Here is a 19653-nt window from a genome sequence, read left to right on the forward strand (position 1 = left end):
ACCGCTTCACACTTTTGCTGGAAATGCTCTGATACCCGGCAGATGTACTCCCATACTTCTGCCGGGCGGATGCATTATTCTGCTGGAGCGGGCAAAAATTCAACCTCGTGTGTCGGTGCAATGCGAACTATTTCAGCAGGATCACCGACATTGTCGATGCGAACGAACAGATCCCAAAGTTTTGCAGTCGGCGAAACCCAGAAAACGCACTTCACTGGCTGCTCGGTCTTGTTGAAAATACCGTGCGACACGTTGCGTGGCAGGCAGACGAGATCGCCAGCTTCGGCAACGGCTTCCTTGCCGTCGAGAAGCAGGTCGAAGCGTCCTTCCAGCACGTAGATGAATTCTTCCTGCGTGGTGTGGATATGTGGCGGAACGAAAGTGCCGGGAGGGAAGGTTGCGTGCCAGGACATGGAGCTTTCGCAGACATGCTTGGGCACATAGGTCTGACCGAGAATATGCCAGACAACACCGTCGACGGAGGAACCGGATTTGGTCACGCCAGCTTGAAGAACAGTCACTCTAATTCCCTTTCATTAGAGCGCACCCCGAAAAGTGTGAAACGGTTTTCGGAAAAGATGCGCGTTAAAAAATATTCAGACGCAGGTTTCAGGCAGAGGCCCGAGACACTCCCCGATTGACTTGCTGTGTTGAAAAGCCAGCCTTTGCGGCATAGCCGCGAACGATTGCCTCGCGCTCGGCAAAGCTGATGACGCCGTCCAGATCGGCAACACCGGATGGAGCGCGGCGTTCAACCTCATCGATGACGCCTTCCGGGCCGCCCAGCCGGTTGAGCCGGACGATTTCTGCCGTCGCGGGCAGCCGGATTGCCTGATAGGCCGCCAGCGCCGCGCGACCGTGCTCCGCAGCGGCAAGATGGTCGGCAAGCGTGCGTGCGTCGATGATCGCCTGGCTCGCGCCGTTCGACCCCACCGGATACATCGGATGGGCGGCGTCGCCGATCAGCGCCACGCGGCCATCCGTCCACCAGCGGGCGGGGTCGCGGTCGCACATCGGATATTCGAAGAATGTATCGGTTGCGCGCACCAAAGCGGCAAGGTCCACGACATTGATGCCAAATTTTTCGACATGGGGCATCAGCTCTTCATGCGTGCCGCGACGGCTCCAGTCCTCGCGCTTCGGCGCAGGCGATCCGTCGGCGCCGGGACGATAGGTGACGACCCAGTTGTTGAGAATCTTGCCGGGCGTGGTGCCCTTGGCTATCGGGTAAAGCACCAGCTTATATGTAAAGCCGCCAGCCACGATCATGGTGCGACCGTCAAGGAACGGATCGCTTTCAACAGCGCCGCGCCACATCATGACGCCGTTCCATTTGAGACCGGCTTCGTTCGGGAACATCTGATGTCGAATGACGGAATGAATACCGTCCGCGCCGATAATGATGTCGGCAGTTGCCGAGGTAATTTTTGAACCTTCGGCAAAATGAACCGTGGCAGAACCCTCGTTCTGGGTGTAGCCCACGCAGCGCTGGTTCGCGATGACGGCATCCGGTCCAAGCCGTTCGATGACGGCATTATAAAGCAGTTTCTGCAAATAGCCGCGATGGATTGAGAACTGGGGCACATCATAGCCTGCATCGACGCCGCGGGGCTCGCGCCATATTTCCTGGCCCTGCCGTGTAGCGTAAATCAGCTCTCGGGTGCGGATGCCGGTGGCGTCCAGCGCGGGCAGAAGGCCGATTTCAGCCAGTTCGCGGATGGCGTGCGGAAGGACATTGATACCAACGCCCAGTTCACGGACTTCCGGTGCTGCTTCGAAAATCTGGCAGTCAATGCCTCGTGCGTGCAGCATCAATGCCATCGTGAGGCCACCGATGCCCCCTCCGACGATAATCGCTTTCATTCGCGGTTCCCTTTTTCGTGGCTGCTCTTTGGCGCCTGGGACCAACGATAAAAGCGGGAACAATGCTGTCTATCACCAAAACGCCATTCCTAACAGGAAACCGCCAGAAACGCGCTTTCGTGCAAAATTTTCGTGGCGCTTGCGCTCTCGCTCCAGCGTGATACTTTAATCTTAAAATAAAATGCTCTCTAAATGAGATACGGGGAATATCGTGATGCCGACTACGAGCTATATGCACAGGCTTTCGCCGTCCATCGATTCGTTCCAGGACACTATGTCGGGTCTCCTCAGGCCTTGCCGCATCTCGAAGAAATCCAGCCGGACCTACCGGACGGAAGTTTCACATGGGCGCATGCGTCCCTTCGGCCTGACTGCGATCCGCATTGGCGGCCATGCCCGCATCGAAGTTGAAGCGCATAACGACATGACTTTGTTGCAGGTTCCGTTGCAGGGCATCTTCGTCTCGCGCGACCGGCGCGGTGACGAGCTGTTGTATCAGTCCGGCATGAATGCGCAGCTGGTCGACGCGCATTCGGCGATTGATCTCGAATTTCACCCTTCCACGCGCATGCTGATCTTCAGCCTGAACGATACCCAGATCGATATTCTGGGGGGCAAGGAATTCATCGAACAGTTTACCCATAACAAGCGCGTCGTATCCTTCGATACTCTGGTGGGTCATGCCTTCTATCAGCTGGCGCATTTCGTCATAAACGAGATCGAGAAGGATAAGGAAGCATTCTTCCATGGCGGTCTGTCGGAGCGGCTCGAAGACAGCCTGATGGCATCGCTTGCGGCGGCGCTCGACACGCAGCCGCGCGCGAGGCCGCTGACGAGTGCGGTTCCGAGCTATGTCCAGCGTGCTGAAAAATTCATGCTCGACAATCTCGACAAGCAGCTGACCTTGCAGGAGCTTGTCGATGCAACGGGCACCAGCGCACGTACCTTGCACCGCACATTTCGCAGTGTCCGGGGCAACACGCCGCTCGGCGTGTTCAAGAACATGCGGCTGGACAAGGTGCATGCGGAGCTTGTCCGTGGCCACGCCGGGCCGGGGGATATCACGCGTATCGCCATGGCCTGGGCTTTCAATCATATGGGCTTGTTTTCAGCGGATTACCGACAGCGCTTCGGCTATCTCCCATCGGAAACCGTGCGCCGCGCGCAATAATCCTTCGGTAGAAACGCCTCGGGCGGCACCCCGTATATTGAATTTCCGGTTGGATTGTGGTGCTGCACGCCGCCAACCTCAGGCGTGCCTGTGCCGGGAGCAAAGCCCCGGGGCCTGCTCGGCGAGCATATGTTCTTGCAAATCAGAAACACTATCACTGCCGACCGTATAGACGGTAGGACGGCCGGTCGGTTACCTTGGCTCTTGAGATTTGAACCGGAGATGAAGCCTTCATGATCAAGGGTATAGCGCTGCTATTGTTGTTTCAGCTGCTTGGCGAAAGCTTTATCTTCATGAGCGGGCTTCCTATACCGGGCCCCGTTGTGGGGCTCGTGCTTCTGTTCGTTGCCATGCAACTGTGCAAGATATTCGACTGGGGTATCTTTGCCGAAGCAGAAACGGCGGCCGATGGTTTTCTCGGTAATCTCGGCCTGCTTTTTGTCCCGGCGGGGGTCGGAGTGGTGGCTATGTGGAGCCAGATTCAGGGGCAGGCCACGGCAATTCTGGCTATCGTGGTGATCTCGGCAATTCTCACATTGGCGGTGACGGTCTGGACCTTCATTCTTGTGCAACGCTTCATGGGGCGGAGGTAGCGTCATGAAACATCCACTGGAACTATGGGTTTACCTTTCAGCATCACCTTTGCTGTGGCTCACTCTCACATTATGCGCATGGATCGTGGCGACGCATATTTCCGTTCGACTGAAGCGCCATCCATTGGCCAATCCTGTACTGATTTCCATCGTGCTGCTTTCCAGCCTGCTTGTGATTTTTGATGTTCCCTATGGACGATTCTTTGAAGGAGCCCAGTTTATCCACTTCCTGCTCGGTCCAGCCACAGTAGCCATCGCCGTGCCTCTATTCCGCCAATGGCATCAGGTGCGGCAAGCGCTGATCCCAATGGGAGCAGCGCTCGTCGTCGGCTCGTTCTTTGCGGTTCTTTCCATAGTGGTGATGGGCAAATGGGCCAATCTCTCCAATGAAGTGCTGATTTCTTTTCTGCCAAAATCCGCAACTGCAGGGGTTGCCATGGCGATCTCTTCCACACTTGGCGGCACACCGTCGCTAACTGCGGTGTTGGTCGTACTTACCGGCATTATCGGCGCACTTGTGGTTACACCTTTCATGAATGCCATGCGGATAAAGGACTACGCTGCGCGTGGATTTGCTGTTGGGCTGACGTCGCACGGTATTGGAACTGCACGTGCTTTCGATGTCGATGAGACGGCTGGGCTCTTCGCCGGGATTGCCATGGCCCTGAACGCTATTGCAACGTCACTCGTTGTTCCGCTGCTCGTCAAACTGCTCCTCAGCTGAAACGACGACGCGGCGTTTAAAGCGGCGGGTTGATCGACACTAAATTGTCCCCATGGCCACGCGAGCCGTTTGGCTCGCTGGCTGCCATATGGGGACGAAGAACTATATGCGTGGTCAGGGCAGTTGATTTACTGCTTGATAGCCTCAGCCTGAATTTCAAGCTTGACCATCTTGGCCATGCCTTCTTTTACAAGGAAGTCCACGCCCCACTGGGTGCGATCGATAGTTGCTTCAAAATCGCCACCACAGACTTCTGCCTTGAAGATCGGGCTCTGGTAACAACCGAACTTGGTGGCCGTGAGCTGGATTGGCAGTGTCTTTCCCTTCATGGTCAGATCGCCATCCACTGATACCAGCTTGTCTTCGTCAAAATTCCACTTGGTCGACTTGAACTCAATGGTCGGGAACTTTTCCGCGTCCAGCATGTCAGCACCTGTCACGTGCTTATCAAATGCGGCCATGCCTGTATTCAGCGTCTTGACGGGAATTGAAATATCCATCTTCCCATCCATGGTTTCAGGATCGAACGAGATATCGCCGTTGATTTCATAGAAACCGCCGCTGTTTGTCGATGTATTGAAGTGATCAATATAGAAAACAGCTTTTGTATGTGTTGGGTCCAGTTTGTAATCCGCAGCCTGGGCAGCCGAGACTGACAGCAACGAGGCTAAGAGGGGCAGTACGAACTTTCTCATGTCCATTTCCTTGTCGAGATTTAGCCGTGAAGCGTGAATACAGTGATCGCTTCGATGCCTTTGTAAGTAGCTGTCGGGCGCAACGCTGTGTAGTTCGGATTTCGGTACTCAATGTCCTATAAATAGGACGGTTGCTTGCGTTGAAGCGGGAATTGCAGCGGATACAGCCGGTATCACAGGAATTTTCCTGGCAGCTTTGGCTGGCGCATGAAGAGTGTTGCGAGCGCTGCAAGAGCAATGGCAAGACCGATCATGACGAACATGTCGCTGTAGGCCAGCACGAAAGCCTCCCGTTGAACGGTTCTGGCGAGCATGGCCGTGGCTTGGGCAGTCACTCTCGTCGGATCGCTGTTGTGAGCTTCCAGCATGGCTGCGGTTCGGTCGATGTGGCCCTGCACATCCGCAGCGCCCCGTTCCAGATGCAGGCCAAGCAGATTGGAGTGCAACTGCTCCTGCACGCGTGTAAATGTGCTGACCGCAGCAAGACCGATGGCTGTGCCAACCGTGCGAACGATATGAACAAGGGACGCAATCCACGGTATTTCCCTGACGCTGATGTCTTCCGTTATCAGAACCATCAGAGGTATGGCGGTGAATGGTGCGGCGATGGACTGCACGAACAACGAAGGCAATATCTGATCCGAGGTCCACAGATGCGTGAGACCGGACAGCATAAGAACGCCTGCGCCGAACAGCATCAGCCCGAATGCTGCCAGACTGCGCGGATCCATCCTGTAGGTCAGCCAGGCGACGAATGGCGTCAGAACGATCTGCGGCAGAACAGAGACCCAGAACATCGTGCCGCTTTCCAGCGCGCGATAGCCCTGAATACGGATCAGGTATTGCGGCAGCAGATAAGCAGAGGTCATCAACCCGATGCGCATGGCGAACATCAGGAACAGACTGAAGCCAATATTCCGTCTGGCAAGCAGACGCGGACTGACCACCGGATCTGGATGCCACAATGCATGGATGAGATAAATGCTCAGAAAGAACAAGGCCGACGCCAGCAGACCCACGATCAATCCCGATCCGAGCCAGTCGAGGCGATTGCCCTGATCGAGTGCCGTTACCAATGCGGCGAGCCCGAAAGACAACGCCAGCAGACCAAAACCGTCATGCCTGCGAAAGCGCAGGAATTTGATAGGATCGTTGGCAAGCCCGTAGGCTCCCGCCAGCAGTGTAAGACTGCCGGGTATAATGTTGATCCAGAACAGATATTGCCAAGACAAGTGAGTAATCACCCATCCCTCGATGCTGACAGCAAGATTTGGCGTCAGTGACGAAGCCAGCGCATAAAGCGACAAGCCATAGAGCCGCAAATGCTGTGGCAGATGCCGCATGATCACGGCATAAGCCATCGGCATCAGGATACCTGCACTCAGGCCGCGTACCGCCTGAATGCTGATCAGGGTTTGGAGATTGGGGCTGAACGGCGCCAGCATCGATGCGATCGTGAAAATGAGCGCTCCGATCATGACCCCGCGGGCGGGCGAGAGGATCGAGCGTAGCCAGACGGCGGATGGTATGGCGGCCACTTCTGCGACGACATAAGCCGTAGTCAGCCAACTCGCCTCATCCATGCCAACACCAAGCGCTCCACGAATATCGGCAAGCCCGATATCGGTGAGGCGCGAGTTCAACAGGGATGTCGTCGTGCCAAGCAGGACGGCGGCGACGCCGATCAAAGCCCGCATGTTGGGTAGGCTTGTGGGGCGCGATTGGGCAGAACCCTGAACGGTCGTAGCGGTGGACATGGCTTTTCGACTCCTGCCGCCTGTCCGCTCAGAATGAAGTTTCCGGACAAACGGCTTCGTTGGTTATTTGATCAGGTTGGCTGTCGTCTCAATGCTCTGGTCGGTATGCACGGTTGCCACGACCGACATGCCCGGGCGAAGCAGACCGTCGAGTTCACCATTCTGTTCAAGGGCGATACGCACGCCGACGCGCTGAGCTACTTTGGTGAAGTTGCCGGTCGCATTGTCCGGCGGCAGCAGGCTGAATTCCGATCCCGTTGCCGGTGACAGTCGCTCAACATGACCGCGCAGCTCCTTGCCCGGGAATGTATCGACCGTCACGCTGACAACCTGACCCGGCCTGAACTTGGCCAGCTGCGTTTCCTTGAAATTGGCGACGACATAGAGCTTTGAGACAGGCACGACTGAAACGAGCTGCGACCCGGCCCGTACATATTGTCCTTCGCGCGCGCCGCTGACACCCACAACGCCATCCATCGGTGCTGTGATATGGGTACGATCCAGGTCGATCTGCGCGAGCCGCAATGCAGCCTGCTGATTGGACAGTTCAGCCTGGGCTTGGTCGGATTGGGTGGCAAGAACGTCCAGCTTCTGACGCTCGGCTGCTATTTCGGCCTGTTTTTCAGCAATCTGCGCTTCGATGCGTTTGACGTCGGCAATCGCGGCTTCCAGCTTTTGCGCTGTCGACCAGCCGTCTTTCGTCAGAGATGTCTGTCGGTGACCTTCACTGACGACGCGCTCGCGGTCGGCGTTGAGCGCCGCCAGTCCGGCTTCTGCTTGTTCGATCACACGCTGCTGCAAGGTGATGTTGCTCTGCGCATTACGGATTGCGGCCTGTGCGGCGGCTACGCTAGCTCCGGCCTGATCCACCTGTGCCTGATACTGGGTCGGGTCGATCTGCATCAGCAGTTGTCCAGTTTTGACGTGCTGGTAATCCTCCACCAGTAAATGCACGATACGCCCGCCAACCTCAGCACTGACCGGTGTTGTGTCGGCACGCAGATAGGCATTGTCGGTCGTCTGGTTGGTCATGCCTGCCACCCAGCTTCCCCAGCCAAGCGGAATGACGATGGCAAGACCGATCCCAGCGACAATCACAGATGCGCGGGCAAGACTGAGATAGGCCCGGCGGCGGGGCTTTCCTGCTGCTTTGAGGGGCTCCGGCTTGTCCTTGACCGGAGCTGGCTGCTGAAAGAGAACAACTGGCTTGTTCATAACACGCAGTTCCTGAGTTGATTGTCTGAATTGATATCCGACTGTGAGAACCAAAAGGCGAAGCCGCGGCTTCGCCTTCAGTTTCGACATGGGATGAGTATCGTTAGTTCTGAAAGCTGGAAGGTGAAGCATCGCCGAAGCGATGTGCCGAGCCGTTCTCTGTGACCTCTTTTGCAGGAACGATCGCCGCCGTGCTGGTGAAGTCGAGCTTGAGGAACGAAGAGTTCACATCCCGTCCGGGCAGAACAAATGCCTTGTCCTGTGCGGCCATGGCTTCCGGCTGGCCGACGAATGGGTTTTCAGCCAGAGCGGCACCGGTGCTGAGAACAATTGCGGTAATAGCAAAAGCGATCTTTTTCATTTTCAGTCTCCTTGGGACTTTGTTTTGGCTTGTGAAAATCAAAGCCGTTTGATGGAGCGAATATGGTACGTCCCCTTTCATGATTGAAATGATTTGTTATAATTTGAATTATGAGCAGCATTCATAATATCGACCTCAATCTGATCCGTGTCTTCAACGCTCTGATGGAAGAGCGGAACGTGACCAAGGCCGGGGAGAGGCTCAATCTCACCCAGTCGGCGGTCAGTCATGCTCTTGGAAAATTGCGTCAGCTGCTGTCAGATGAACTGTTCGTGCGCGGCCCACAGGGTATGCATCCAACACCACGCGCCGAAGAGCTGTCGCAGCCGCTGCGTTCGGCTCTTGCCGACATATCGGCAGCACTTTCATCAGTTCAGTTCGATCCCGCCACGGCGGATATAAGCTTTGTGGTCGCCACTTCCGATTTCTATATCGGCACGCTCTTTCCTGCCGTCATGGAACGGCTCGAAAAGGAAGCGCCGGGCATCCGGCTTTGGCTTCGATTGTTCAATGATCTCAATCTGGTCGAAGAGCTGGATCGCGGAACCCTGCATCTCGTTGTCGGTGCTTTCGGACGCGTTCCCAGCCGTTTCAGGCGGGAGCCACTGGTATCCGTCGATAATGTCTGGATCATGCGCAAGGGCCATCCGGCTTCTTCCGGCCCGCTGACAATTGAAACACTCGGGCAGTATCCGCACATTGATGTCTTGTTGTCAGGCCGCGCGGCAATGGAAGCTGCCGGCATGCAAGAGCAGGAAGGCCTTGAGCGAGCGTTTGTAACCAGCAATCCGCCATTTCTTGAGGGGCTGCTACGGGAGGTCGGGCTGTCACGCCGTATTGGCGCAACGGTTTCCCTCATTCTTGCGGTGCCGCCGCTTGTCGCGGCGACCAATATGATCGCCCTGTTACCGCGCAGTGTCGCGGAAACATACAAAGATACTTACGGTCTTGTTCTGCATGAAGCGCCCTATCCGTTGCCAGCCACACAGATCAACATGCTGTCGCACAATACTTTCGGGGCGCATCCGGCTGTTGCCTGGCTGCGCTCTGTTCTGCGCGAAGCGATAACAGCTTCCCAAGCCTGACTCATCAGAAATGACAAAAACGCCGGGCTATAACCCGGCGTTCTCTTGCAATGCTCCAACCGACAAGCAAAGCTCGCTTATTGGCGAATCCAGAAGAGCTTCTCTTTAATCCCGAAGTTCCCCGCCTACACTATAGGGACGTCAGTGACTGGAAAAGGTGGTTGTCGCATCACAATTTGGATGAGATAGCCGCAAATTCGAACCTGTTCTTTGATGACCAGCACACATTGTTGACAGCCGTGCGTGCGGGACAAGGCATTGGGTTTTCTCATCGACCATTGGTCGAAAACGACGTGCTGCGCGGAAGCCTCAGTATCGTGTCCGAACGATATTTTGAGCCCAAAAAATCCTATAAGTTTATATGCAGTCACGAAAACATTGCGTCTAATCCGGCATTGCAGCTCTTCCACGACTGGCTCATTAAAGAGGTTTCGACCATCTGTTAGGTTCAGACAGTCGATATCTGATGAAGCGGGGTTTGGGCCGACAATGACCCAATGGCTGTCGTCTCGAACTGCGAAGTGCTTCCTGTGCAAGGCTCTGGTCCATCACCACAGGCTGGAAGGTCTATCGCTATCCGATTTATACCCGGCATCACAAGTCCGAGCTCGCATCCGGTTGACGGCGTCCTGCCGTGGAATTGCCCCAACCGGTCATCATTCAAAATTAATCTATGACGGTGAAAGTTTTCCCGTTTAACCGCGTTTCACATTGCTGATCATGTGCGAATTGCGTGATGACAGGATGCCTTTTGCAGAGTTCGCGGAGACGTCGCGTGGTATCCTTGTGCACATCATAGCTCGCTGCCACGCCATCAACGATACCGTCGATAAGGGCACGCTCATTATAGGCTGCATCACCTGCGATCATAACCAAGTGGTCGTCCTGCTCGATGACAACAGACTGATGGCCTTCAGTGTGTCCGGGGGTCGGAACGATGCGCACCCGGCCATCCCTTGTGAGCTTCGTACTGCGGTCAAAGCTCTCCCATGGACCATCCTTGTGTTCAACCCGGGTTGGATTGAAGCCCTTGGGATAATGCATGTTCAAGAATCCGCTTATCGGGCCAGACCAGGCGAGAGATGCCGCAGCCTCGGGCGCACTTAGAACAAACTCGCTGTTAGGGAAATTTGGAATGCCACCCGCATGATCGCCGTGCATGTGGGTCATCACGACCCAGCGCACGTCGGCCGGATCAAAGCCAAGTGCACGCACCTTTGCTCCGGCTTCTTCCTCTGGTCGTACCCAGCGGCGTTCACAGGTCTGCATGAATGGATGCCACCAAGGTTGATAGTGGTAGTAGTTGGCGTGAGAACTTTCACCTGTATCTACCATGATCAAGCCCTCTGGATGCTCGATCAGCCAGCAACCAATCGGGAGGAGAGGAGTCCAGTCTTTGTCTTTGAAAACGTCCCACGTGCGGGCTGGGCGCGCAATTTTGCGCGACACTGCGTGCAAACTCTTGATTTGCACATCACCTGTTTGAATGTAGTGGATGTTCATGATATCGCTCTTATTGCAACATTTGTTGCATTAACGATTACAAGTAAAGGGACGCAATGTCAACTCGACCAAAAGTGGCTGAATTTGATCAGGTAAAATCGAGGCGTGGGGGACGCAGTGGCCGCGTACGCGAAGCCGTGATGGAAGCCGTGAAAAAAGAATTGGAAATCAAGGGCTACAATGGAATCTCGCACCGGGGAGTCGCAGCTGCCGCCGAAGTCGATCATGTAACGGTTTATCGTCGATGGCCGACACGGGCCCGTCTTGTGGTCGATATGGTGCTTGATGTTGCCGACGGTTTCGTTCCAGTACCGGACACCGGTACCCTCGACGGCGATTTGCAGGCGTATATGGCACGTATCATCGCAATGCTGGCTGATCCTGCGGTAATGCCTTTACTGCAGGCACTCTTTGCTGCATCGATGGAGGGCGATCAGGATATCCGAACCAGCTTGTCTGAAATCTGGAACGAGCGCTTTACCAACGCTTACATCATGATCGACCGTGCGATAGAGCGGCGAGAGGTAAAGCCTACCATAGAGCGGGAAAGAGTTCTTGAAGCAATAATCTCACCCATTTGGTTCCGAACCTTTGTACGCAGGGCGCCACTGGATGAGAAGTTCACCGGTCTCGTTATACGCGATGTCATGTCATCCGCTTATCGGGAATAGGAGGTGGGTCACGACAACCGCTCCATTATGGCGACATCCCTCGCAACTACTCAGGGCATGAAAGGGGTCTGTCTCCTGTATGGCAATCGGATTGTTAGCGGCAACATTTCTTGAATGTCCTGTCATCTTTCGTACACTGCGGTAGCAGTTCGTCATTGCAGTCGAATACAACGTGTGACCAAGCCGTTACGTTTCAAAATCCATCTCTTTTGTTTTCGCTTGCGGATAGAGCCGCGTACTCTTCGACCAAAAAATCAAGAAGTGCGCGCACTGAAGGCAGCAGGCCACGCCGCGAGGGAAAAGCAGCATGGATGATGCCGCTGCGGGGTGCCCAGTCGGGCAGAAGATCAACCAACCGCCCAGTCTTTATATCATCCCGGACAACCATTGTGGGAAACTGGCAAACGCCGATGCCTTGAAGAGCGGCCAGCCGCAGCGCAACCATATCTTCCGTGATCAGCAGCGGTTGATAGGGAATTTCAGCCGTGGTGCCGTTCGGACCAAGCAGGTTCCATTCAAAACTGTTGTGGGATGATCCCCAGGCAAGGCCGGGCATGTCGACGAGGTCGGCGGGGACGGCGTTGCATCCCTCCTTGACGAATACAGGGCTTGCCACCAGTCGTTGCTCGCTTTCCGCCAGCTTGCGGATGACGAGATCGCTATCCTCGAGCGGTGGAAAGCGGACGCGGATAGCGAGATCGAAGCCTTCGCGGATAACATCCACGCGCCGGTTTGTGCTTTCCAGATGTATTTTCACCTTTGGGTATCGCGCCATGAAACGGGCGATCATTTCACCGACCTGGAAATAAATGACCGATGCCGGGCAACTCACCCGCACCGTGCCTTGCGGTTCTGTGCGCATTCTGTCGATCACATCCAGTGCGGCATCGGCCTCAACCATCATCGCCAGACAATGGCGATAAAATTCCTGGCCGATATCCGTCACGGCAAATTGTCGGGTGGTGCGCTGGATAAGCCTGACACCGAGATTATCTTCGAGCAGGGCGATCCGGCGGCTCAGCCTGGAGCGCGGCATATCCAGTTTTCGTGACGCAGCGGAAAAGCCGCCTTGCTCCACGACTTCCACATAAAGCCGCATATCGTTGAGATCAGCCATGGCCGGGCCTTTCATTGTCCTGTTTTCAGGACAGTATAGCCTGAACTTCGATCTACCGGTCAATTTGTTCCAGATTTATTTTGCTCCCAGACAGTCAATTCAGTGTCTGCAAGGCAACGAAATAAATCGGGAAGATCGAGATGAGACAGGTTATCGGCATTTACAGCAGCTCATCGCCCCATTGGGTGGGTGATGGATTTCCGGTTCGCTCCATGGTTTCCCATGCGACAATGGGCGAACACATCAGCCCCTTCTTGCATCTTGATTATGCCGGGCCGGAACAGTTTGCACCCACGGCAACCCCGCGCGGGGTTGGCAGCCATCCCCATCGCGGTTTTGAAACCGTGACCATTGTCTATCAGGGCGAAGTTGAACATCGCGATTCCACTGGAAGCGGAGGCATGATCGGTCCCGGTGATGTACAATGGATGACTGCTGCCGCCGGGATTTTGCACGAGGAGCGCCATTCGAAGGCGTTTACCGAACAGGGAGGCACGCTGGAAATGGTGCAGCTCTGGGTCAACCTGCCTGCCAGGGACAAGTCCGCGCCCGCCGCTTACCAGACGGTGCTCGATCGGGATATTCCGACCGTGGCCCTGCCGGATGAAGCTGGAATTGTCCGTGTCATAGCCGGGAACTATGCCGGACATGCCGGACCGGCACGCACCTTCACGCCGATTGATCTATGGGACCTGCGCCTGAAACAGGGCGGAAGCGTTGTGTTTGATCTTCCCGATCAACATACGACCGGCCTGGCAATCTTGCGCGGAACGATCACCGTCAACGGCAACAGATCGGCACGGGATGCGCAATTCGTTCTGCTCGACCGAAAAGGTGGCAGTTTCGAGGTTACGGCTGACAGCGACGCAACCGTTCTTCTGCTGAGCGGCGAACCGCTTGAAGAGCCTGTCGCCATGCGTGGCCCTTTCGTCATGAACACAAATGAAGAATTGCAGGATGCTTTCGCGGATTTCCGAACAGGGAAATTCGGCGCCATTCCTGCCTGATCCATTCCCGTGGTGTCAGTATGAACCACGGGTATCCCCGGACCGGAAATGCTTTCGGCCCTGAATACGTCCAAGCCTGAAGAAGGAGACTTAAAATGAGCAGCCCAGCTAACTTTAACGGCCAGCGTCCGGTTATCGACCCCAACGACGCCGTCATGCTTCTGATCGACCATCAGAGCGGCCTGTTTCAGACCGTCGCAGACATGCCGATGCCTGTTTTGCGCAATCATGCGACCGCGCTTGCCAAGATGGCCACGCTGACCAAGATGCCGGTCATAACCACGGCATCCGTGCCGCAGGGCCCCAATGGTCCGCTGATCCCCGAGATTCATGAGAACGCCCCTCATGCCAAATATGTAGCGCGCCGTGGCGAGATCAACGCATGGGACAATCCGGATTTCGTTGCTGCCGTGAAGGCCACGGGCCGCAAGACCCTGATCATCGCAGGCACCATCACCAGCGTTTGCATGGCCTTCCCGGCAATCAGTGCCGTTCAGGACGGTTATAAGGTTTTCGCCGTGGTGGACGCATCCGGAACCTATTCCAAGATGGCGCAGGAAATTACGCTCGCTCGTGTTGTTCAGGCCGGTGTCGTGCCGATGGATACGGCTGCGGTGGCTTCGGAACTCCAGAAGACATGGCATCGTGACGATGCGCAGGAATGGGCCAATGTCTACACCAAGATTTTCCCTCCCTACCAGCTTCTCATCGAAAGCTACTTGAAGGCGCAGGACGTCGAAAAGAACCACGAACAGCTCGATTCACAGCGTGGCTGATTGTGACCAAAATACAAAAGGGCGGCATTACCTGCCGCCCTTCTTCTTGTCCTCAAGTTGATATGAAAACCGCATTGCGCAATGAATGTACGCAATGCGGTTCAATGTTCAGCCTGTCGTGTCATCCCACGGATTTCCCGACAGTGTTTATGCGCAAGGCTTACTTCTGCCAGCTCTTGACCAGTTCATCGTAATTGACCGTAACCGGCTTTTCTTTTTCGTTCTCGATCTTCAGCTGAGGAGCGAGGTTACCCTTGGAAACGGCATCCTTGTTCCAGTACTCGATGTCATGTTCCTCGGCGAGCTTCGGTCCGATGTCGCCCTGTACCCCCGCACGTTCCAGACGCGAGAGAACTTTTTCCTGTTCGGCGCAAAGTGAATCCATCGCTTCCTGTGCCGTTTTTGCACCCGACGATGCATCGCCGATCGCCTGCCACCAGAGCTGAGCCAGCTTTGGATAGTCAGGCACGTTGGTGCCGGTTGGCGACCACTGGACGCGGGCCGGCGACCGATAGAACTCGACCAGACCGCCGAGCTTCGGTGCCCGATCCGTGAAGCTCTGATGATGGATGGACGAGTCGCGGATGAAGGTCAGACCCACATGGCTCTTTTTCACATCGACCGTCTTGGACGTCACGAACTGCGCATAGAGCCAGGCAGCCTTGGCCCGGTCATCCGGGGTGGACTTCATGAGGGTCCAGGAACCCACGTCCTGATAGCCAAGCTTCATGCCGTCCTTCCAGTAGACGCCATGCGGGGAGGGGGCAACACGCCATTTCGGCGTGCCATCCTCGTTCACGACCGGCAGGCCGGGCTTGGCCATATCGGCGGTGAAAGCCGTGTACCAGAAAATCTGCTGGGCGATGTTGCCCTGCGACGGAACCGGGCCGGATTCGGAGAAGGTCATGCCTTGAGCTTCTGCCGGAGCATAGGCCTTGATCCAGTCGAGATATTTCTGGATGGCGTAGACCGAAGCTGGTCCATTGGTGTCGCCGCCGCGGGCTACGCATGAGCCGACCGGACGCGACTGATCATCAACCTTGATACCCCATTCATCGACCGGCAGACCGTTTGGCAGTCCCTTGTCACCGTTGCCAGCCATGGAAAGCCACGCATCGGTAAAGCGCCAGCCGAGAGACGGGTCCTTCTTGCCATAGTCCATATGGCCGTAGACCTTTTTGCCGTCGACATCGCGACCGGTGAAGAACTCGGCGATGTCTTCATAGGCAGACCAGTTGACTGGTACGCCAAGATCGTAGCCGTACTTGGCCTTGAAGTCGGCCTTGTTCTTCTCGTCGTTGAACCAGTCGTAGCGGAACCAGTAGAGGTTTGCGAACTGCTGGTCGGGAAGCTGGTAGAGCTTCTTGTCCGGAGCCGTCGTGAACTTGCTGCCGATGAAATCGTCCAGATCGAGGCCCGGATTGGTGACATCCTTACCTTCATTGGCCATGAAGTCGGTGAGGTTGCGGACCTGCTGATAGCGCCAGTGCGTGCCGATCAGATCGGAGTCGTTGACCCAGCCGTCATAAAGATTCTGGCCGGTCTGCATCTGGGTCTGAATTTTTTCGACGACGTCGCCTTCCTGAATAAGGTCATGCGTGACCTTGATGCCGGTGATGGCGGTAAATGCGGGCGCCAGCACCTTCGATTCATAATCATGGGTGGTCAGCGATTCCGAAACGACCTTGATATCCATGCCCTGGAAAGGCTTGGCCGCATCGATGAACCACTGCATTTCCTTTTCCTGATCGGCGCGCGACAGGGATGAAAGGTCGCCAATTTCCTTGTCGAGAAATTGCTTCGCCTCATCCATTCCCGCTGAAGCTGCCCCTGTCATTGCCAGCACGATAAGTGCTGTAGTCGTCATTAGATGCCGTCGCATGTTGATCCTCCCAAAGCTTGCGAGTGCATTGCATATCGACTTCCGGGCGCGGTTTGTCCCCCGAGCCCATTTTGCGCGGAGCGGAAGGTTTCCGCTCCGGATTTCTCACACAAAGCGGAATACGCCGATGGCGTAGACCACTGAAATGGCAAGAGCCCACCAGAGGTTCGGACCAACCAGCCCGAGCCATGCCAGATTGATGAATGCGCTGCCGAGCAGCGAGATAAACAGGCGGTCGCCGCGTGTTGTCTCGAAGCGCAGGATACCGTTGCGCGGCGAGCCGCCGGGCGAGATATATTCCCACACGCCCATGCCCAGCAGCAGAAATGCTATGGCGCAGAAAAACGCCGCCGTCTGCCAGGTCCAGGCCATCCATGAGAAGTCGGGCATATGAAACATCGTCATACCCTCCCCAGGGCAAAGCCCTTGGCGATGTAATTGCGGACAAACCAGATCACCAACGCACCGGGTATCAGCGTCAGAACACCCGCCGCAGCGAGCAGCCCCCAGTCCATACCGGCAGCAGAAACGGTGCGTGTCATCGTGGCTGCAATGGGTTTCGCGTCTGTCGTCGTGAGCGTGCGGGCGATGAGCAATTCCACCCATGAGAACATGAAGCAGAAGAAGGCTGCCACGCCGATGCCGGATGCGATCAGGGGCATGAAGATCTTCACGAAGAACTTTGGAAACGAATAGCCGTCGATATAGGCTGTCTCGTCGATTTCCTTCGGTACGCCCGACATGAAGCCTTCCAGAATCCACACCGCCAGCGGCACATTGAACAGACAATGCGCCAGTGCGACCGCGATATGCGTATCGATGAGCCCGAATGCCGAATAGAGCTGGAAGAACGGCAGGGCGAACACCGCCGGAGGCGCCATGCGGTTGGTCAGGAGCCAGAAGAACAGGTGTTTGTCGCCCAGAAACCGGTAGCGCGAGAAGGCATAGGCTGCAGGCAGCGCCACCGAAACCGAAATCACCATGTTCATGACCACATAAATGATCGAGTTGATATAACCCGAATACCAGGCGGAGTCGGTGAAGATGGCGCGATAGTTCTGCAATGTTGGCTCATGCGGAAAGAGCGTCAGCGACGTCAGGATTTCCTGATTGGTCTTGAAGCTCATATTGATGAGCCAATAGATCGGTATCAGAAGCAGAACGATATAGATTGTCGGTATCAGCCAGCCGAACCGCGACCTCTCACGTCTGCTCGATTTTTGTCGGACTGCGTTTGAGACCGGTGCAATTGCAGGTGCACTGCCCACGGAAGTTCCCTGTATGGCGTTCATCTCACACCTCCTGATCGTGGCTGGTCATGACGGTGTAGAACACCCATGACAGCAGCAGGATGATGAGGAAGTAGATCAACGACATCGCCGCCGCCGGTCCAAGATCGAACTGACCCAGCGCCATCTTGACCAGATCGATCGACAGAAATGTTGTCGAATTGCCCGGTCCACCGCCAGTCACCACGAAGGGCTCGGTATAGATCATGAAACTGTCCATGAAACGGAGCAGGACGGCGATCAGCAAAACGCGCTTCATCTTCGGCAGCTGGATGTAACGGAACACTGAAAATCGCGAAGCTCCGTCGATTCTGGCTGCCTGATAATAGGCATCCGGAATGGATACGAGACTTGCATAGCACAACAGCACCACGAGGCTGGTCCAGTGCCACACGTCCATGATGATGATCGTCACCCAGGCGTCGAACGGATCGTTGACGTAGTTGTAGTCCAGCCCCAGCCAGTTGGCGTAGTAGCCGAGCAGGCCGATGTCGCTGCGTCCGAAAACCTGCCAGATCGTGCCGACCACGTTCCACGGGATCAGCAGGGGCAATGCCATGGTGACCAGACAGACGGGGACCCAGAAGCCCTTTTTCGGCATGTTGAGCGCAATCAGGATGCCGAGCGGTATCTGGATCGCCAGCACGATGAACGAGAAAATGAGATTGCGCCAGAGCGCATCCCAGAAACGACCGGAGTGAAGAATTTGCTCGAACCAGTCCGTCCCGGCCCAGAAGAACTGGTTGTTGCCGAACGTATCCTGCACCGAATAGTTCACCACCGTCATCAGCGGAATGACGGCGGAAAAGGCGACCAGCACCAGCACCGGCAGGACCAGGAACCAGGCTTTGTTATTCCAGCTTTTTTCCATGGTCAGCCCTCCATTCCCACGCGCCAGGAATCCGCGAATATGCCGATTGCCTTCGGATCGAAGGTCACGCGCGGTTCGGCTGGTATCTCGTCGTCCTCGCCGATCACGACGGCGAGTTTCTGCCCCTCGAAGCCTGCCCGCACGATGCGGTAGCGCCCGATATCCTCGATCTTGTCGATGCGGATTGGCAGGCCTTCGCGACCGAGCCTGACAAATTCCGGCCGGATGCCCAGTTCGATGCTTTTTGCATCGCCAATCTGCGGTATGCCGGGCAGTGGAATGGCCTGCGCGCCGACTGTGGCAGTCTGGCCGTCGATCCGTGCGGGCATGAGGTTCATACCCGGCGAGCCGATGAAATAGCCAACGAATGTATGCCTCGGGCGCTCGAACAGTTCGGCAGGCGTGCCGATCTGCACGATTTCTCCGTTATGCATCACCACGACCTTGTCGGCGAATGTCAGCGCCTCCGTCTGGTCATGCGTGACATAGACCATCGTGAAACCCGATTGGCGGTGCAAGCGTTTCAGCTGTGAGCGCAGCACCCATTTCATGTGCGGATCGATAACCGTCAGGGGTTCATCGAACAGGATTGCGTTCACATTCGCGCGTACCAGTCCCCGACCGAGCGAAATCTTCTGTTTCTGATCTGCCGTCAGTCCGCGTGCGCGTCGCCCGGCAATGCCGCCGAGGTCGGTCATTTCCAGAATGTCCTTGACGCGACGTTCCACTTCCGCTTCCGGCATCCGTCGGTTGCGCAACGGAAAGGCGAGATTGTCGAACACGGTCATCGTGTCGTAGACGACGGGAAACTGAAAGACCTGCGCAATGTTGCGGTCTTCGGTGGCAAGGCCGGTTACGTCCTGCCCGTCGAAAAGGATGCGCCCCTCAGTCGGTTGCAGAAGGCCGGAAATGATGTTGAGCAGGGTTGTCTTGCCGCAACCGGACGGGCCGAGCAGCGCGTAGGCGCTGCCGTCCTCCCACTCGTAATTGACCATGTTGAGAGCGTATTCGCCTGCGGCTTGCGCCTTCGCATTATAAGCGTGGCGGATATGATCGAGAGTGATACGTGCCAT

21 protein-coding genes are annotated in these 19653 nt (G+C 56.0%); 8 read left to right on the forward strand and 13 right to left on the reverse strand.

Annotated features, from left to right (window positions below; all coding sequences use genetic code 11):
* Nucleotides 1-74: 74 nt before the first annotated feature.
* Nucleotides 75-521 (reverse strand): cupin domain-containing protein, encoded by a 447-nt coding sequence (locus OHI65_RS06510; RefSeq protein WP_125300978.1) that lies wholly within the window; start codon nucleotides 519-521, stop codon nucleotides 75-77.
* 88 nt (nucleotides 522-609) lie between these two features.
* Nucleotides 610-1863 carry a flavin-dependent oxidoreductase gene (locus OHI65_RS06515; protein ID WP_012093333.1) on the reverse strand — a complete coding sequence of 418 codons (1254 nt, stop codon included), beginning with the start codon at nucleotides 1861-1863 and terminating at the stop codon, nucleotides 610-612.
* Between the two features lie 214 nt (nucleotides 1864-2077).
* On the opposite strand from OHI65_RS06515, the gene OHI65_RS06520 reads away from it, so the two are divergent.
* The 3 genes from OHI65_RS06520 (at nucleotide 2078) to OHI65_RS06530 (ending at nucleotide 4351) form a co-directional block, all read left to right on the forward strand.
* The gene (locus tag OHI65_RS06520; RefSeq protein WP_010659176.1) at nucleotides 2078-3034 is read left to right on the forward strand and encodes an AraC family transcriptional regulator; all 957 of its coding nucleotides are present in this window, start codon (nucleotides 2078-2080) and stop codon (nucleotides 3032-3034) included.
* Between the two features lie 233 nt (nucleotides 3035-3267).
* Entirely contained in the window at nucleotides 3268-3627 is a 360-nt protein-coding gene (locus OHI65_RS06525) for a CidA/LrgA family protein (protein WP_010659175.1), read from the forward strand.
* 4 nt (nucleotides 3628-3631) lie between these two features.
* The gene (locus OHI65_RS06530) at nucleotides 3632-4351 is read left to right on the forward strand and encodes an LrgB family protein (protein ID WP_094515587.1); all 720 of its coding nucleotides are present in this window, start codon (nucleotides 3632-3634) and stop codon (nucleotides 4349-4351) included.
* Nucleotides 4352-4479: 128 nt separating this feature from the next.
* Here OHI65_RS06530 and OHI65_RS06535 read toward each other — a convergent pair whose 3' ends face one another.
* The 4 genes from OHI65_RS06535 to OHI65_RS06550 all read right to left on the reverse strand — a co-directional run bounded on the left by OHI65_RS06535 (nucleotide 4480) and on the right by OHI65_RS06550 (nucleotide 8379).
* A complete protein-coding gene (locus tag OHI65_RS06535) occupies nucleotides 4480-5052 on the reverse strand; it encodes a YceI family protein (protein WP_210211195.1) in 573 nt (190 codons plus the stop codon).
* Between the two features lie 167 nt (nucleotides 5053-5219).
* A complete protein-coding gene (locus tag OHI65_RS06540) occupies nucleotides 5220-6803 on the reverse strand; it encodes a DHA2 family efflux MFS transporter permease subunit (RefSeq protein WP_125300977.1) in 1584 nt (527 codons plus the stop codon).
* 63 nt (nucleotides 6804-6866) lie between these two features.
* A complete protein-coding gene (locus OHI65_RS06545; protein WP_185757999.1) occupies nucleotides 6867-8018 on the reverse strand; it encodes an HlyD family secretion protein in 1152 nt (383 codons plus the stop codon).
* 103 nt (nucleotides 8019-8121) lie between these two features.
* Entirely contained in the window at nucleotides 8122-8379 is a 258-nt protein-coding gene (locus tag OHI65_RS06550) for a hypothetical protein (RefSeq protein ID WP_094515591.1), read from the reverse strand.
* A 110-nt stretch (nucleotides 8380-8489) separates the two neighbouring features.
* On the opposite strand from OHI65_RS06550, the gene OHI65_RS06555 reads away from it, so the two are divergent.
* A complete protein-coding gene (locus OHI65_RS06555; RefSeq protein WP_264358547.1) occupies nucleotides 8490-9464 on the forward strand; it encodes a LysR substrate-binding domain-containing protein in 975 nt (324 codons plus the stop codon).
* A gap of 50 nt (nucleotides 9465-9514) precedes the next feature.
* On the forward strand, nucleotides 9515-9910 hold the full coding sequence (locus OHI65_RS06560) for a LysR substrate-binding domain-containing protein (protein ID WP_235824416.1): 396 nt from the start codon (nucleotides 9515-9517) through the stop codon (nucleotides 9908-9910).
* Nucleotides 9911-10130: 220 nt separating this feature from the next.
* On the opposite strand, the gene OHI65_RS06565 is transcribed toward OHI65_RS06560, so the two are convergent.
* Nucleotides 10131-10967 carry an N-acyl homoserine lactonase family protein gene (locus tag OHI65_RS06565; RefSeq protein ID WP_208620235.1) on the reverse strand — a complete coding sequence of 279 codons (837 nt, stop codon included), beginning with the start codon at nucleotides 10965-10967 and terminating at the stop codon, nucleotides 10131-10133.
* 74 nt (nucleotides 10968-11041) lie between these two features.
* On the opposite strand from OHI65_RS06565, the gene OHI65_RS06570 reads away from it, so the two are divergent.
* Nucleotides 11042-11638 carry a TetR-like C-terminal domain-containing protein gene (locus OHI65_RS06570; RefSeq protein ID WP_264358548.1) on the forward strand — a complete coding sequence of 199 codons (597 nt, stop codon included), beginning with the start codon at nucleotides 11042-11044 and terminating at the stop codon, nucleotides 11636-11638.
* 193 nt (nucleotides 11639-11831) lie between these two features.
* Here OHI65_RS06570 and OHI65_RS06575 read toward each other — a convergent pair whose 3' ends face one another.
* Nucleotides 11832-12755, reverse strand: a complete 924-nt coding sequence (locus tag OHI65_RS06575; RefSeq protein ID WP_210211194.1) for a LysR family transcriptional regulator — start codon at nucleotides 12753-12755, stop codon at nucleotides 11832-11834.
* Between the two features lie 140 nt (nucleotides 12756-12895).
* Between OHI65_RS06575 and OHI65_RS06580 the strand changes: the two genes are divergently transcribed.
* Together OHI65_RS06580 and OHI65_RS06585 are read left to right on the forward strand one after the other, a co-directional pair.
* Entirely contained in the window at nucleotides 12896-13762 is an 867-nt protein-coding gene (locus OHI65_RS06580; protein ID WP_125300972.1) for a pirin family protein, read from the forward strand.
* Between the two features lie 95 nt (nucleotides 13763-13857).
* Nucleotides 13858-14538 carry a hydrolase gene (locus OHI65_RS06585; protein WP_012093318.1) on the forward strand — a complete coding sequence of 227 codons (681 nt, stop codon included), beginning with the start codon at nucleotides 13858-13860 and terminating at the stop codon, nucleotides 14536-14538.
* 160 nt (nucleotides 14539-14698) lie between these two features.
* Here the strand turns inward: OHI65_RS06585 and OHI65_RS06590 are convergent, their stop codons facing one another.
* The 5 genes from OHI65_RS06590 to OHI65_RS06610 form a co-directional block, all read right to left on the reverse strand.
* Complete coding sequence (locus OHI65_RS06590) at nucleotides 14699-16420, reverse strand: ABC transporter substrate-binding protein (protein ID WP_010659168.1); 1722 nt, start codon at nucleotides 16418-16420, stop codon at nucleotides 14699-14701.
* A 105-nt stretch (nucleotides 16421-16525) separates the two neighbouring features.
* Nucleotides 16526-16819, reverse strand: a complete 294-nt coding sequence (locus OHI65_RS06595; RefSeq protein ID WP_012093317.1) for a DUF2160 domain-containing protein — start codon at nucleotides 16817-16819, stop codon at nucleotides 16526-16528.
* A gap of 2 nt (nucleotides 16820-16821) precedes the next feature.
* The gene (locus tag OHI65_RS06600) at nucleotides 16822-17712 is read right to left on the reverse strand and encodes a carbohydrate ABC transporter permease (RefSeq protein ID WP_010659166.1); all 891 of its coding nucleotides are present in this window, start codon (nucleotides 17710-17712) and stop codon (nucleotides 16822-16824) included.
* Between the two features lies 1 nt (nucleotide 17713).
* Nucleotides 17714-18580, reverse strand: a complete 867-nt coding sequence (locus OHI65_RS06605; RefSeq protein WP_010659165.1) for a carbohydrate ABC transporter permease — start codon at nucleotides 18578-18580, stop codon at nucleotides 17714-17716.
* A 2-nt stretch (nucleotides 18581-18582) separates the two neighbouring features.
* Nucleotides 18583-19653: an ABC transporter ATP-binding protein gene (locus OHI65_RS06610; RefSeq protein WP_012093315.1), complete on the reverse strand. Its 1071-nt coding sequence runs from the start codon at nucleotides 19651-19653 to the stop codon at nucleotides 18583-18585.

It is taken from the genome of Brucella sp. MAB-22 (genome assembly GCF_025908475.1).
GTDB lineage: Bacteria > Pseudomonadota > Alphaproteobacteria > Rhizobiales > Rhizobiaceae > Brucella > Brucella anthropi.

What these genes read in the sequence shown, in the direction of transcription:
- OHI65_RS06515 (WP_012093333.1), bottom strand. Translation starts at nt 1,863, where the DNA reads ATGAAAGCGATTATCGTCGGAGGGGGCATCGGTGGCCTCACGATGGCA.
- OHI65_RS06520 (WP_010659176.1), top strand. Translation starts at nt 2,078, where the DNA reads ATGCCGACTACGAGCTATATGCACAGGCTTTCGCCGTCCATCGATTCG.
- OHI65_RS06525 (WP_010659175.1), top strand. Translation starts at nt 3,268, where the DNA reads ATGATCAAGGGTATAGCGCTGCTATTGTTGTTTCAGCTGCTTGGCGAA.
- OHI65_RS06530 (WP_094515587.1), top strand. Translation starts at nt 3,632, where the DNA reads ATGAAACATCCACTGGAACTATGGGTTTACCTTTCAGCATCACCTTTG.
- OHI65_RS06535 (WP_210211195.1), bottom strand. Translation starts at nt 5,052, where the DNA reads ATGGACATGAGAAAGTTCGTACTGCCCCTCTTAGCCTCGTTGCTGTCA.
- OHI65_RS06540 (WP_125300977.1), bottom strand. Translation starts at nt 6,803, where the DNA reads ATGTCCACCGCTACGACCGTTCAGGGTTCTGCCCAATCGCGCCCCACA.
- OHI65_RS06545 (WP_185757999.1), bottom strand. Translation starts at nt 8,018, where the DNA reads ATGAACAAGCCAGTTGTTCTCTTTCAGCAGCCAGCTCCGGTCAAGGAC.
- OHI65_RS06550 (WP_094515591.1), bottom strand. Translation starts at nt 8,379, where the DNA reads ATGAAAAAGATCGCTTTTGCTATTACCGCAATTGTTCTCAGCACCGGT.
- OHI65_RS06555 (WP_264358547.1), top strand. Translation starts at nt 8,490, where the DNA reads ATGAGCAGCATTCATAATATCGACCTCAATCTGATCCGTGTCTTCAAC.
- OHI65_RS06560 (WP_235824416.1), top strand. Translation starts at nt 9,515, where the DNA reads ATGCTCCAACCGACAAGCAAAGCTCGCTTATTGGCGAATCCAGAAGAG.
- OHI65_RS06565 (WP_208620235.1), bottom strand. Translation starts at nt 10,967, where the DNA reads ATGAACATCCACTACATTCAAACAGGTGATGTGCAAATCAAGAGTTTG.
- OHI65_RS06575 (WP_210211194.1), bottom strand. Translation starts at nt 12,755, where the DNA reads ATGGCTGATCTCAACGATATGCGGCTTTATGTGGAAGTCGTGGAGCAA.
- OHI65_RS06580 (WP_125300972.1), top strand. Translation starts at nt 12,896, where the DNA reads ATGAGACAGGTTATCGGCATTTACAGCAGCTCATCGCCCCATTGGGTG.
- OHI65_RS06585 (WP_012093318.1), top strand. Translation starts at nt 13,858, where the DNA reads ATGAGCAGCCCAGCTAACTTTAACGGCCAGCGTCCGGTTATCGACCCC.
- OHI65_RS06590 (WP_010659168.1), bottom strand. Translation starts at nt 16,420, where the DNA reads ATGCGACGGCATCTAATGACGACTACAGCACTTATCGTGCTGGCAATG.
- OHI65_RS06595 (WP_012093317.1), bottom strand. Translation starts at nt 16,819, where the DNA reads ATGTTTCATATGCCCGACTTCTCATGGATGGCCTGGACCTGGCAGACG.
- OHI65_RS06600 (WP_010659166.1), bottom strand. Translation starts at nt 17,712, where the DNA reads ATGAACGCCATACAGGGAACTTCCGTGGGCAGTGCACCTGCAATTGCA.
- OHI65_RS06605 (WP_010659165.1), bottom strand. Translation starts at nt 18,580, where the DNA reads ATGGAAAAAAGCTGGAATAACAAAGCCTGGTTCCTGGTCCTGCCGGTG.
- OHI65_RS06610 (WP_012093315.1), bottom strand. Translation starts at nt 19,653, where the DNA reads ATGGCACGTATCACTCTCGATCATATCCGCCACGCTTATAATGCGAAG.